This window comes from Methylobacterium sp. FF17 (assembly GCF_025813715.1).
In the GTDB taxonomy this organism is placed as follows: domain Bacteria; phylum Pseudomonadota; class Alphaproteobacteria; order Rhizobiales; family Beijerinckiaceae; genus Methylobacterium; species Methylobacterium flocculans.
This window is the reverse complement of sequence record NZ_CP107532.1, coordinates 2,205,279-2,218,105: the sequence shown is the minus strand read 5'-3', so window position 1 is coordinate 2,218,105 and position 12,827 is coordinate 2,205,279. Positions and strand designations below refer to the sequence as shown.

Here is a 12,827-nt window from a genome sequence, read left to right as displayed (position 1 = left end):
CGACCTGGCTGCGCCAAGATCGAGCTTCCGGCGCCCAACCGAAGCGGTAACTCCAAGCCGCGACGTCCCGGTCTTCGCGAGACTTTGAGAGAACCGGCAGCCGACAGGCGCGAGCCGCGCCGACACATGGGCGCGTGGCTCCATACTCGTGCAATCGACGAGGGCTGCCGCGTTTCCGGCGGGCCGAACATCGCACCGACCGCGCCATTCTCGGAGACGAGGCAGCCTGATCGGATGCCTCTGGAGCGCGTTCCGCGCACAGGGCGCGCAACAGTATTAACAGGCGGTCGAACCAAACATATAGCCAGCCACACTTGATCCGTGAAACGGATTCGGACGTTCGATCAGGGGGATCATCCGGTTCGTCTCGGTTTCCCCAGGCCCTGTAGCCTGGTTTGACCCCGTCGCCGAAGTGTGATGCGTTACAGGCTCATCTCAGCGCTCTTCGCCGGTGCGGATGTCGGTCCGGCGTAGATCGGTATGTTGAACAGAAGGCGGGACACACGGCCGGGTCGGGTCGGGTCACCGCTCTCGACCGTTCCTTGGAGGATGCCGTTTGCCAATCCTCATCCTCGTGGCTGCCGTCCTGGCAGGCGTGCTGTTCTGGGTCCTGCGGGTGCACGGGACCGTGAGCCAACTCCGCGAAGTCGATCGCGACACCAAGGGGCTGCAGCGGCGGGCGAAGTCGGCCTTGAGCGATTTCTTCGGTACGCCGCTCCAGCGGGTGAACGACGTGCAACTCGCCGTCGTGATCCTGATGATCCAGATCGTGCGTACGGGCAGCCCGATCACCGCCGCGGAGAAGACCCGAATCCTGGAACTCATGGAGACACCGCTGGAGGTCGAGGCGATCTCCGCCCTGTTCGAGCGGGCCTGGCGCTACACGCAGGCGCGCTACCCGTTCTCGCAGGTCGCCGACCCGCTGGTGCCTCTCCTGCGAAGCCGCCTGACCGAGGCCGAGCGGGGCCAGCTCTGCGAGATGCTGACCTCGGTGGCCTCCGCGTATTCCGCCCCGAGCGAGTTGCAGCGCGAGGCGCTGGTGCGGCTCAGACGCCGCCTCGTGGGCGGTCGGCCAGCCTTGGCGGCCGAACGGCAAGGCGACCACGGCTAGCGCCCCTGCGAGAAGAGCGGCCGCCGTTTCCTGGCGGGCCCGCATGACGGGACAGCGCAACCGTCCGGTCCACCCTAATCCTCGGATGGAACTCGCATGAGCCACCTTTCGACGGACTCCGCTTCGGAAAGCGGTCCGGCCGCGTGCCGGAGCGTCCCGCTCACCCGGGCCGACCTCATCGAGGCCCACCGACACGCCCCTGCGGCGAACCTGCGCAAGCCGCGCCTGCGCGCCGGGGTGGCGTCGGCGAGAGCGGTTCGACGGGCGCGTCTGCGGCGTGCGGGGCTCGGCCTGCCGCCGATCGAGCGGGGACGGTGATTCTGCGCGTGGTCGCGGACGCCCGGCATCCGGCGTCGCCGCTCGTCGTCTCCCTCGCCGCAGCCCCGCTCCTCATCTGAGCGTGTTTCCGAACCGGGGGCATCGACCCCGCCTATCCAGGAGTCCTTCATGATCGACGCCCCACCGCGCGGCCTGCTCGCCCGCCTTCTGCCGAACCGGCGGGCCCTTCGCGGCGTGCTCGCCGCGCTCGGAGGAACCCTGGGGCTGGCGGCCCTGCACGCGCCGGTCCAGGCCGCCGAGGCGGTCTTCCCCGCCGCCGGCTCGCTCGGTCTCGCGCCGCCTCCGGGCATGACGCCGGCCAAGGGGTTCGCGGGCTTCGAGCACCGCTCCGGCGCCTCGATCATCCTCGTGGAGATGCCCCCGGAAGCCTGGGATCAGATCAACGGCCGGTTCACCCCCGAGGCGCTCGGAGCCACCGGCTTCCGGGTGAAGGGTGCGCGCGAGGCGCTGCCGGTGGACGGGGGCGAAGGGTTCGTGCTGCGCGGAAGCCAGTCCGCCAACGGACTGACCTACGCCAAATGGGTCGCGGTGGTCCGCGGGGCGCCGGGCACCGGTCTCGTGACCGTCCAGGTCCCCGAGAAGGCGGCCAAGCAGGTGCCGGAGGCGGCCATCGAGGCGGCGCTGCGCACGGTCGCGTTTCGCGCCAAGGCCAGCCTGGCCGATCAGGTCGCCGCCCTGCCCTACAGCGTCGGCGCGCTGGAGGGCTTCCGGCCGGTCATCGTGTTCGCCGGCAACGGCCTGATTCTGACCGAGGGTCCCAAGGACGTCGATCCCGAGCGCGAGCAGCCCGCGATCATCGTTGCGCCGTCGCTGGGGCAGGTGCCGGTCCCGGCGGGTGCGGAGACCGCGTACGCGCGCAGGCTGTTCACGCAGCAGAAGGACGCCAGGGACGTCGTGGTCACGCAGGAGGACCGTTCGGTCAGGGGCGGCGCAACCGTGGTGCGCCTGCGTGGCACGTTCACCGATACCCGGACCGGTCGCTCGATGGGGGCGATGCAGACGGTGGTGTTCGAGGATTCCCGCTACCTCCGGGTGATCGGCTTTGCCGGAGCGGACAATGGCGATGCGCTGACCCGGGCCGAGCGTGTCGCCGCCTCGGTGGCCATGCGCTGAGCCCGGCGACCGGCGCAGCCGTTCCGGCGGCGGGCGTCCGGACGTCGGTTCGTGCCGCGTCGGCAGAGAGCAGCCTGACGGGCGCCGGCCGGGATCGCTCTCAATTCATCGGGGACTGCCGGCGTAGCGCTCGGAGGCGCCTCGGCCTTCGTCCAGTGGCATCGTCAGCCGGCCGCGCCGGTCGATCAGCCCCCACCGGCCGCCGACCATGGAGGCCGGCTTGCGCCCGTCCGACCGGCAGCCCTGGCAGACCAGGGCCTCGCCGCGCGCGTTGAACGGGAAGGACCAGTCGAACTCCGTGGCGAGGACGCGGCGCAGGCGCCGGTCGTGGAAGGCGACCTTGCCGGCGTGCCAACTGCGCACCAGTCCCTGTGCGAAGGGGTCCGGAGCGGTATCGAGGGTGAACACCGGAAGCGCCAGCCCGTCGCGGCGCGCCCAGAGCCAGCCGACCCCCTCGACGACGATCTCGGTCAACCCATCCCGAAAGGACATGCGCGCGAGGCGGGCGGGATCGATGCGGACCCACGCACCCGCGCGCCGGGCGCAATGCGCGACGCGGGCGAAATCCGCATGGACGTCGCGGCAGGCCAGGGGATAGGCCCCTCCGTCGCGCGCCCGCACGGCCTGGGGCGCGAGACAGGCCGCCAGCCCGAGGAGGACGAGCGTACCGCGTCCCCTCCCCCGGCGCACCGAAGGCACACGCGCCGCCTCTCGGCCGGCACCGGCGTTTCCGTGGTTCACCGGCAATGCGGGTCCCCACGCCTTCGGGAGAGGGAGCCCGTCGCGCTTCGGGCAGACACGTCGCCGGCTTCGAAAGTGGGCGCCCGGCCCCGTGATGTCACCCGCCCCGGCGCCGGTTGCGGGACGGGTGCCCGTCGACCACACATCCGCGTGTCGATCGGGCGCGAGAACCGCAGGAGAGGGCCCCGAATGTCCCTGAGGCTCGCGCCGACGCCGAGTCCGTCCGCCCAAGAGACACGAGCAGCATCGACAGCCAGGTCAGGGGCTGCGCACGGGCGGTGCCACGTGGTCCGGGCACGCGGACCGCACTGACGGAGACAATGGCGGTGAGGCTCGCCACGACGGCAAGCCCGGCCGACCCGTTCGAGGGTCCGGTCCTGCGCATTCCTGTTGGGCCGGATCGTCGGGCAGACCCGACCTGCCGGCCTACCGTTTCCAGGCCGCGAGGCGTGTCAGGATGTAGGCCGGCACGCGGTCGGCCACGGTCAGATTCTCCGGACGCAGGGAGAAATCGTAGGTCAGGCCGTCGCGGTGGACGAGGTAGGTGCAGGTGGAGACCTCGCGCTTGTCCCGGTCGTCCGAGGCGAGGCAACTGGGTGGGGTCTGATCGGCCGGTCGCGACGCATGCCGGGACGGGAAACGGTAGAAGCGCCGGTGATCGATCCCCTCGGAATGGACGAGGCGCTCGCCGCCCGAAGGGTCGGGCCGCCACGGAGCGCCCTCGGCCAGCCGCGCATCGAAATTGCCCCATTGCCGGGCGTAGAGGGGGGCGAAGTAGCGCCTATCCGGGTCGCCGACGACGTGGACCACGAGGTCGGCGGCGAACGGGCCGGCATGGCCGTGGCTGAGGCGGCTGTACCCGGACAGGCCCTCCGCCACCTCGGCGGCGGCCAGAATCAGCCAGAGCGATTCCTCCGGCTCCCGGCCAAGCCCGGGTACCCCGTCGAGCCAGGGCAGGTGGACGTTGCGGGAGAACTCATAGGCGTGGGGCACGGCGTAGTCGGTCCCGGCGAGACGATAACGCGTAGTGCCGAACCGGAGGTCCGCCGCGAAGGCCGCGAGCACGAGGGGAAGGCCGAGGAGGAGGACGAAGCGCGCGGGATGCCGGCGGGGTCTCGGGCCCATCAGGTGGGCCCGGCGCGGAGCGCGTCCACCTCGGCCGCGAGGTTGGTCCGGGCGGCGGCTTCCAGGCGGTCGTGGAAGAGATCGGTCTGGTAGAGGCGCGAGCGGGCGAGGAAGCGGTCGAGGATCCCGGCGCGCCCGACCCGCCACGCCGCTTCGGGAACAGCGGCGTATTCCCGCCGGATCGCCGCCGCGTAGGCCGCGTAGGCGGCGGGCGGTGCGCCGAGCACGGCGAGATCGAGGTCGAGGAGGAGGCGGGTCGCCGGGTCCGCGCTCGGGCCGTGCGCGGCCGTCGCCCGGATCATCGCCGCCGCCGCGCAGATGCGCGCCTCGGCGGCGGCCGGCCCCGCCTGGGCGCGGAGCAGGTCGGCGCTGCGGGCCTCGTTGTCGGCGCGGGCGGTGTCGTAGACGGCGTCGTGGAAGACGATGGCGAGGTCGATGGCGTCGGCGTCGAGGCCGGCGAAGTCGGGCTCTTCGCGTACGGCGTCGTGCCCCGCCAGCAGCGCCGCGACATGGGGCCAGCCGTGATAGTGGCGCTCCGGCGCGCCGTAGCCTGCGTCGAGGGCTGGCCATGCCGCCGCGCCGGGCGTGCCGACGGTTCGCGCCCACAAGGCGTCGAACCGCGCGTGGAGGGACGTGTCCAGGTCCGCCGCGAGCATGCCCGTCTCAGTTCAGGCGGTGGCAGGTCGAGGTGGTCTCGGGGGTTCCACGCATCCCGCCCGCCGGCCTCACCTCGCAGGCCACGTACTTGCCGCCCCGCTCCAGGATGAAGCTCGGACCCGAAGCCGAGACGATGCGGTGGCCGCCGTTGAGGAGCGCGCTCATCGCTTCCTCGACGGGCACCCAGACCGTCACGGGGCGCGGCGGCGCGGCGGCGCGGCGGGCGCCTGGGCGAGGGCGGGGACGCCCGCGACGCTCAGCAGGAGGGCCATGTAGGGAAGCGATCGGCGCATGGGGATTCCTGGGGTCCAAATCCTGTCGTCGTGGTCTGATTGGCGCGAGTTCCTGTTCGGAGCCTGACCCCGGCGAGGTCGGCCGCCAGCCTGCCGCCGCAGCAGTCCCGCCCTGATAGCGCACGCGCACCGAGCCGTCCCGCCGCTCAAGCACCGCGACCGGATCGAACCGGACGAGGTCGGGGCCCGCGTCGGAGCCGGGCCGCCGACCGCCTTCAGCCGGCTCCGGGGCGGAGGGCGATCGCCGCCTCGCCCCGAACCGGTTTTCATCACGCGTGGGTGACAGCGCCCGAAACGAACCCTCGCGACCGGATCAGCCCATGGCCCCCGAGCCGGCCCGCCGGTTCCGCACCATCGCGACGAGGGCCGCGACGATGATGGCGGCCAGCGCCCCGGCGATGACCAGCAGGGTGAGGGTGCGGTTCCAGAGCCGGTCGAGGGCGAGATCGGTGGTGACGAGGTCGGGCCGGCCCGGATCGGCCATCACCCGGATGGCGTAATCGCCGACATGCATGCCGGTGAACACGGTGTTCACCCGGCGCACCACGGAGCCCGTGGGGGTGGGCAGGGTGAGGGTCACGTCGCAGAGGTGGAGCACGATCTTGGCGGTGCATTTGCCGTCGCTCACCCGCGCGCCGGCGGCGGGACGGGCCGTGTCGCGGATCTGCCAATCCGAGATCACCGGCGGGGCCGTGTAGACGGCGCAGGCGACGAGGAGGGCCGCGAGCGCCGCGAGGCCGAACAGCGTCCAGAGCGTGTTCCCCCAGCCCTGGCGGGGCGGGGGCAGGCGTAACGGCTCGGCGCGGTTCACGGAGGTGGTCATGGTCAGGACCTCACGGGATCACGGGGGGTCGAGGAGGATGGAGAGGCCGCCGTAGCCGTCTCGGCCAACGCAACCGTTTCGGCCAACGCAACCGACTTGGCCAAGACCCGGCGCGCCTCCGCCGCGTGGCGGTAGCGGCCGATGAGGTCGGCGAAGTCCTGCACCGACATCCTGTACGGCAGGCCGGCCGTGATGGTGACGATGCCGCGGCCTGCGTCGAGCTTCACCTTGCGGCCGCCCGGCACCGCTTGCGGGAACGGCGCCTCCGGCGGCAGCAGCAGGCGGGTGACGACGCCGTTCTGCCGCGTCGTCATGTCGAGGTCGGCGATGCTGGTCCAGGGGATCGGCCTGTCGAGGCCGGGCACCGCCAGGGCCTCGGGGCTGAGGATCATCGTCGTGCGCTCGCCCCGCCACAGCCGATAGCCGCCGAGGCCCGCCAGGACGGCCCCGCAGGCCAGCGCCACCGCCACCACGAGCCGGGCCTCGTTGGCGGAAAGTCCGGGCAGGCCCGCGGCGAGCCACAGGAGGGCGCCCCCGGCGAAAACGCCGCCGATCGCCATGAGGGCGATGGCACCGGGGCGGGTGCTCTCGCGCAGCGTCCGCGCCTCGGTGCCGATCTCCGCCACCGTCGCCTCCAGATGGGCGCGGAAGGCCGCGTCGTGGGCCCGGACCGCGTCGAGGAAGTCGCCCGTCGCCGCCCGGCAAAGGCCGGCGGGATCGGCGAAGTAGGCGGCGAGCTGTCCGAGCGCGTGCGGGGGCGGCACGGCGGCGGCCTGGAGGGTCTCGGCGATGCGGGGGGCCACGGCCCCCGTGCGCAGGAGCGCCCGCGCGGCGGCGTCGACGGAGACCGGCCGGACGCGGCGCGCGCCGGTGCGTGGCTGCGTCTCGGCCTGGGTCCTGACCGCCCTCACGAGGGGCTCACGCAGACCGGCAGACCGGGTTGAGGGCATCCGGTTTTCTACCTGCGATAAACCAAGCATCGAATTACAACTGCGCGTCAAGCGAAGGCGCATCCGATTCAACCGGGGCGGACACCGCCTGAACCGTGAAACCTTGCGCCGAACCTACACATCTACTCAGAACATGCGGCAAGTAAGACTTTTCTGACGTTACTTTACAAATATCACCCGCCCAAACTGGTGATTAATCTTTTTGCCGTAAGTCTACACGCCTCAACCCTGCTGCGAACGACAAGACGATTATCTCTACCAGTGCTGTAGAGCAAAATTTGCTCTGCAGATCACGTCGCGATCTCATTATAGTAGGCCAAGACATGTCCGACCAGGCGCGAAAGATTAAGATGAGCCGATCGATCAAGGCTGCTTTGATCGCGCCGACACTCGGCCTGTCTGCTTTTCTCCTACTATCGAATGGACAGCGAAGTCTGGAGTCCTGGAACGACGTTCAGATATCGAATGCTGCGCAGGAATTCGATACCGGCGCGAACAAATTCGTAGCCGGCCTGTACGAAGTACTCCTGGAGCGCCTCGATACGAACAACGGGCTCCAGGCGCCGGAGCCTGCAGGGCCCGAGGTTCTCAGCGAGGTGGCGCGTCACCGTGCTGCGGCCAGCCAGAACTTCGATGCCGGGCTCGCCACGCTCGAAGGCCTCGATTTTCCCAATAAAACCGTGCTGCTCCAGAACCTGAGAACCGCACTCGACACCGCCAACCAAGCGCGTCGGCAGGCCGATGCGGCACTCAAGCTGCCTCGGGATCGGCGGGACGAGGTGCTCCGGAAGACGTTCATCGCAACGATCACCGCTTCGGTGAACGCGTCCCTGAAGGTGTGGTTTGCCGCGCTCCACAACGCATCGGCAGGCGATCCGGACCTCGCCCGGCTGGCGGTACTCAAGGAACTCGGCTGGCGGATGCGCGACATTTCGGGTTCCGAACGGTCGGTCATCGCCTCCGCGATTTCAGCCGGAACAGCGATTCCCGCCGATCGGATCGCCGAAAATGCGGCCAGCCGCACACGGGTCGATCTCCTCTGGCAGCAACTCGAGAACCTTAGTGCCGGCGCAGCGACTCACCCTGCGATCAAGCAGGCGATGGTCGGAGCGAAGGCGGGCTACTTCACGGGCTTCCGGACCCTCGCCGATCAGATGCGCAAGATCAGCGATGAAGGCGGCAAGTACCCGATGACGGCGCCCCAGTGGGTCGACACGACGACACCGCAGATCGGATCGCTTCTGCAGGTCATGTACGGCGCCGGGCAGGCCAGTGAAATGCACACCGAGAGCTTGCGCCAAAACGCCTTCTCGAGCCTGGCGCTTCATCTCAGTTTCTTCGTCCTGGGCCTGCTCGCCGCATTGGGGGCAATCGCAGTCGTCATCCGACGCGTGGTCCAGCCCCTCTCCAGCATGACGCAGGCCGTCGAACGCCTGAGCGCGGGCGATACGGATGTCATCATCCCGTGCACTGACCGGAAGGACGAGATCGGGGCGATCGCCGGCGCGGTTCAGGTCTTCAAGGCCGCCCTCATCGAGCGCGGCCACAGGGAGGAGCAGAAGGCGAGCGAAGCATCGGCGGCCGCGCATAAGTCCGAGCATGCCTTCGCTCTGATCCAGGCCTTCGAGACCAAGGTCGGCGGTCTGGTTCAGGCGCTGGCGACATCGGCGACCAAATTGGAAGCCACGGCGGGTTCCATGTCCGCGACGGCCGAACAGACGAACCGGCAGTCGGACGTGGTGGCGGCCTCCGCCGACGAGACCTCATCGAGCGTGCAGGCTGTCGCAACGGCGACCGAGGAACTGGCCGCGTCGGCCAATGAGATCGGCACCCGGATCGCGCATTCGTCGAGCATCGCCGCCAGGGCACTGGATGCCGCCAGGCAGACGGATGAAACGGTCCAGGCGCTCGCGCGCAGCGCCCAGAAGATCGGCGACGTCGCCGGGATGATCAGCGGCATCGCGGGTCAGACAAACCTGCTGGCCCTCAACGCAACCATCGAGGCGGCGCGCGCCGGCGAGGCGGGACGCGGCTTTGCCGTCGTGGCCGCGGAGGTCAAGGAACTCGCAAACCAGACGGCTCGTGCGACGGAAGAGATCACCTCTCAGATCACGCAGATCCGATCGGCAACCGATCTGGCCGTTCATGCGATCCGCAGCATCAGCACGACGATCGAGGAGGTTCACCAGATCTCCACCACGGTCTCGGCCGCCGCCGAAGAGCAGCAGGCCGCCACGCAGGAGATTGCGCGGACGGTGACGCAGGCGGCACGCGGGACTCAAGGCGTCTCGCAGAACATCGCGGGTGTCCGCGAAGCGGCGACACAGACCGGATCCGCCGCCGCGATGGTCCTGTCCGCGGCCGGCGAACTCGCGGATGGCTCATCGGAACTCAGCGCCGAAGTCGAGGCGTTCCTGTCCCGGTTCCGGGCCGCATAAGCGTCGGTTGCGCGCCGCGTCTCGACGGTTGGGAAAGGGGCTGCAGAGCCCCTTTCCTTTTGGCGGCGGCGTAGGTCCTGGAAGCGGTGATGAAGCATCGGTCAGTTGCCCGGCCCGTCTGAGCATGAGGCAGGCGAAGGCAACGGTGGGGAGATCGGCGAGCGTCCCGGGAGAACGCGCGTCGCCTGTGAGGAGATGGCGGAAGCACGTGGCCGAGGCGGAGGCGGAGGCGTCGGATACGCCGGACGGGTCGGCTCTGCACGAAGCGGACAGCCCGTCTTCCGGAGTTCGCCCGTCACAGGTCCATGACGGCCTCGTCGCCTCCGAACGGCGTGAAGCGATCCCCTAGGAAGGCCCCTCCCCCAGCGGTGGGCCGAGTCCGTCCATCAAGACATCGACACGGGTACCGACACATCGGGTCGCGAAGGTGCGGAGGCGACGGAAATCCCATCCCGGGGAGACCGTTCCATCCTGCAGGGTGAACCACGCCTGATGGCGTGGGCAGAACAGCCGCCCCCTGGCGCAATGGCCGAGGGCGAGATCCGCTCCCTCGTGCGGGCACGCGCGTTCGGTCGCGAAGAGGACACCGCCGTCCTGGACGAGAAGGAGGTGCCGTCCGGCCACGCGGACCGGGACGATCGTGCGTCCGGCCAGCGCCTCGATCCGACAGGCCGGGACCCAGGTCCCGGCCTCAGCCGCCGAGATAGGCTTGGCGCACATGCGGATCCGCGATCAGTGTCGAGCCCCGGCCCGCGAGGACGATGCGGCCGGTCTCGAGCAGGTAGGCGTAGTCGCAGAGTTCGAGGGCGGCGAACGCGTTCTGCTCCACGAGGAGGACCGTGGTGCCGGTGTCGCAGATCGACCGGATGACGGCGAACATGCGCTCGACGATGTTCGGGGCGAGGCCGAGCGAAGGCTCGTCGAACAGGACGAGTTTGGGGCGAGACATCAGCGCGCGCCCGATCGCCAGCATCTGCTGCTCGCCGCCCGAGAGCGTGCCGGCGGCCTGGTGCCGGCGCTCGGCGAGGCGCGGGAACTCGCCGTAGATGCGTGCGAGGTCGGCGGACACACCCGCCGGATCGCGACGCAGATAGGCGCCCATGGCGAGGTTCTCGGCGACGCTCATCTGCGGGAACACCCGCCGCCCCTCCGGGCAATGGGCGATGCCCTCGGCCAGCACCTTGCGCGGGTCGGTCCCGGTGATGTCCCGGCCGGCGAAGTGGATGCTGCCCGAGCGCGCCGGAATGAGCCCCGAGACGGCCCGCAGCGTCGTCGACTTGCCGGCGCCGTTGGCTCCCACCAGGGCCACGAGTTGCCCCTCGTCGACCCTGAGCGAGAGCCCTTTGAGCGCCGTCACCGTGCCGTAGCCGCAGACGAGATCGCGGATCTCAAGCATCGATCGTCTCCCTGGCCGCCCGTGCGGCTTCGCGGGCGGCGCTGCCCTGGCCGAGATAGGCTTCGATCACCGCCGGATCGGCCCGGATCGCCGCCGGCGGCGCCTCGGCGATGAGGCGGCCGTAATTGAGCACCACGATGCGGTCGGAGACCTCCATCACCATCGGCATGTCGTGCTCGACCAGCAGGACGGTGACGCCCCGATCGCGGATCGAGCGGATCAGGCGCACGAAGACCTGGGTCTCGGAGGCGTTCATGCCGGAGACCGGCTCGTCGAGGAGGAGCATGGCGGGCTCGGTCGCGAGCGCGAGGGCGACCCCGACGAGGCGCTGCTCGCCATAGGCCAGCGATCCCGCCTTGTCCTGGGCCCGGCCGGAGAGCCCGACCCAGTCGAGGAGTTCGCGGGCCCGCTCGCGCAGGCGCGCCTCGCCGGCGCGGTCCCGCCCGAGCAGGGTGTCGAACAGACGCGCGCGGCCTCGGCGATGGAGACCGATCATCACGTTGTCGAACACGGTGTCGTCGGGGAACACGCTGGTGCGCTGGAACGTCCGGCTCAGGCCCAGCCGGACGATCTCGTGCGGCGCCAGGCCCTGGAGGCTGGTGCCGCGGAAGCGGACCTGGCCCTGGCTGGGTTTCAGGAAGCCGGTCATCACGTTGAAGGCCGTCGTCTTGCCGGCGCCGTTCGGACCGATCAGGCTGACGATCTCGCCGGGGTGGACGTCGAAATGCAGGTCCGCGATGGCGACGAGGCCGCCGAAGCGCACGCCGACATGGTCCACCGACAGGATGGGAGCGGGCTCGCTCATGATCGGGCTTCCACGGGAATGGGGCCCGCTTCGGCCACCGGAGCGCGACGGCGCGCGGCGAGGCCGACGAGGCCCGGGACGATGCCGCGGGGCATCACGAACTGGATCACGATCAGCACGAGGCCGAACACCATCCACTGCGCCTCCGGCACCATGACGGGGCGGAGCGCCACGGGGAGCAGGCCGAAGATCAGGCCGCCGACGACGGGACCGAGCAGCGTGCCCTTGCCGCCGCCCACCACCATGATGACCATGGTGACCGTGGTGGAGAACAGGAACACGTCGGGATCGATGATGCGCAGGTAATGGGCGTAGAGGCTGCCGGCCGCGCCCGCCATCGCCGCCGAGATCACCGCCGCGAGGGTCAGCGTGCGGGTGGCGTTGATGCCGACCGAGAGCGCCAGCGACTCGTTCTCCTTCAGGCCCCGCATGGCCCGGCCGAAGCGCGAGGCCACGAGGCGGGCGATGAGCGCGTAGCAGAGCGTGCCGACCACGAGGACGAGATAGTAGTTCTGCAGCTTCGTGCGCAGGATCGTCGTGCCGAGGCCGGGGATCCAGAGGCTGAAGGGCGGGATGCCCGTCAGCGCCAGGGGGCCCTGCGTCAGCTCCACCCAGTTGAGGGCGACGAGGCGCACGACCTCCGCGAAGGAGATCGTCACGATGACGAAGTAGGCGCCCCGCACCCGGAACGACAGGCGCCCGACGAGGTAGCCGCAGGCGGCGGTCGCCAGGACGGCGAGCCCGAAGCCCGCCACCGGCGGCCAGGGCTCGTGCACGACGCGAAGGCCGCCGAGCAACTCCACGTCGAAGCCGAGGCTCGTCAGCGCGCTGACATAGGCGCCGATGCCGAAGAAGGCGATGTGCCCGAGGCTGAGCTGCCCGGTGAAGCCCAGCAGCAGGTTCAGGCTCATGGCCGCGATGGTGACGATGCCCGTCGTGATCAGCGCGTTGAGCAGGTAGGGGTTGTGGCCCAGCGCGAAGGGCGTCGCGGCGAGGGCCGCCAGGAGGGCGAGGGCCGGAAGATGCCGGGTCATGA

14 protein-coding genes are annotated in these 12,827 nt (G+C 70.2%); 4 read left to right on the top strand and 10 right to left on the bottom strand.

What is annotated here, in order from left to right; translation table 11 throughout:
* The first annotated feature begins 556 nt into the window (after window positions 1-556).
* From OF380_RS10180 to OF380_RS10170, 3 genes are all read left to right on the top strand, one after another.
* A complete protein-coding gene (locus tag OF380_RS10180; protein ID WP_264050641.1) occupies window positions 557-1,111 on the top strand; it encodes a TerB family tellurite resistance protein in 555 nt (184 codons plus the stop codon).
* Window positions 1,112-1,207: 96 nt separating this feature from the next.
* A complete protein-coding gene (locus OF380_RS10175; protein WP_264050640.1) occupies window positions 1,208-1,429 on the top strand; it encodes a hypothetical protein in 222 nt (73 codons plus the stop codon).
* Between the two features lie 129 nt (window positions 1,430-1,558).
* A complete protein-coding gene (locus OF380_RS10170; RefSeq protein WP_264050639.1) occupies window positions 1,559-2,563 on the top strand; it encodes a hypothetical protein in 1,005 nt (334 codons plus the stop codon).
* A gap of 105 nt (window positions 2,564-2,668) precedes the next feature.
* Here the strand turns inward: OF380_RS10170 and OF380_RS10165 are convergent, their stop codons facing one another.
* From OF380_RS10165 to OF380_RS10140, 6 genes are all read right to left on the bottom strand, one after another.
* Complete coding sequence (locus OF380_RS10165) at window positions 2,669-3,304, bottom strand: hypothetical protein (protein ID WP_404810574.1); 636 nt, start codon at window positions 3,302-3,304, stop codon at window positions 2,669-2,671.
* A gap of 426 nt (window positions 3,305-3,730) precedes the next feature.
* Window positions 3,731-4,429, bottom strand: a complete 699-nt coding sequence (locus tag OF380_RS10160) for a hypothetical protein (RefSeq protein ID WP_264050638.1) — start codon at window positions 4,427-4,429, stop codon at window positions 3,731-3,733.
* The gene (locus tag OF380_RS10155) at window positions 4,429-5,085 is read right to left on the bottom strand and encodes an HD domain-containing protein (protein ID WP_264050637.1); all 657 of its coding nucleotides are present in this window, start codon (window positions 5,083-5,085) and stop codon (window positions 4,429-4,431) included. The genes OF380_RS10160 and OF380_RS10155 overlap by 1 nt, the downstream gene beginning before the upstream one ends.
* A 7-nt stretch (window positions 5,086-5,092) precedes the next feature.
* The gene (locus OF380_RS10150) at window positions 5,093-5,251 is read right to left on the bottom strand and encodes a hypothetical protein (protein WP_264050636.1); all 159 of its coding nucleotides are present in this window, start codon (window positions 5,249-5,251) and stop codon (window positions 5,093-5,095) included.
* Window positions 5,252-5,692: 441 nt separating this feature from the next.
* Complete coding sequence (locus OF380_RS10145) at window positions 5,693-6,202, bottom strand: hypothetical protein (RefSeq protein ID WP_264050635.1); 510 nt, start codon at window positions 6,200-6,202, stop codon at window positions 5,693-5,695.
* A 2-nt stretch (window positions 6,203-6,204) separates the two neighbouring features.
* The gene (locus OF380_RS10140) at window positions 6,205-7,113 is read right to left on the bottom strand and encodes a hypothetical protein (RefSeq protein WP_264050634.1); all 909 of its coding nucleotides are present in this window, start codon (window positions 7,111-7,113) and stop codon (window positions 6,205-6,207) included.
* 389 nt (window positions 7,114-7,502) lie between these two features.
* Between OF380_RS10140 and OF380_RS10135 the strand changes: the two genes are divergently transcribed.
* The gene (locus tag OF380_RS10135; RefSeq protein WP_264050633.1) at window positions 7,503-9,590 is read left to right on the top strand and encodes a methyl-accepting chemotaxis protein; all 2,088 of its coding nucleotides are present in this window, start codon (window positions 7,503-7,505) and stop codon (window positions 9,588-9,590) included.
* Window positions 9,591-9,935: 345 nt separating this feature from the next.
* Here the strand turns inward: OF380_RS10135 and OF380_RS10130 are convergent, their stop codons facing one another.
* The 4 genes from OF380_RS10130 to OF380_RS10115 are packed head-to-tail and all read right to left on the bottom strand — an operon-like array spanning window position 9,936 to window position 12,825.
* On the bottom strand, window positions 9,936-10,310 hold the full coding sequence (locus tag OF380_RS10130; RefSeq protein ID WP_264050632.1) for a Rieske (2Fe-2S) protein: 375 nt from the start codon (window positions 10,308-10,310) through the stop codon (window positions 9,936-9,938).
* Window positions 10,282-10,986: an ABC transporter ATP-binding protein gene (locus OF380_RS10125; protein ID WP_264050631.1), complete on the bottom strand. Its 705-nt coding sequence runs from the start codon at window positions 10,984-10,986 to the stop codon at window positions 10,282-10,284. Before OF380_RS10125 ends, OF380_RS10130 begins: the two co-directional genes overlap by 29 nt.
* Window positions 10,979-11,791 carry an ABC transporter ATP-binding protein gene (locus OF380_RS10120; RefSeq protein WP_264050630.1) on the bottom strand — a complete coding sequence of 271 codons (813 nt, stop codon included), beginning with the start codon at window positions 11,789-11,791 and terminating at the stop codon, window positions 10,979-10,981. The genes OF380_RS10125 and OF380_RS10120 overlap by 8 nt, the downstream gene beginning before the upstream one ends.
* Window positions 11,788-12,825, bottom strand: coding sequence for a branched-chain amino acid ABC transporter permease (locus OF380_RS10115; protein ID WP_264051278.1), 1,038 nt, complete (start codon window positions 12,823-12,825; stop codon window positions 11,788-11,790). The genes OF380_RS10120 and OF380_RS10115 overlap by 4 nt, the downstream gene beginning before the upstream one ends.
* Window positions 12,826-12,827: the final 2 nt, after the last annotated feature.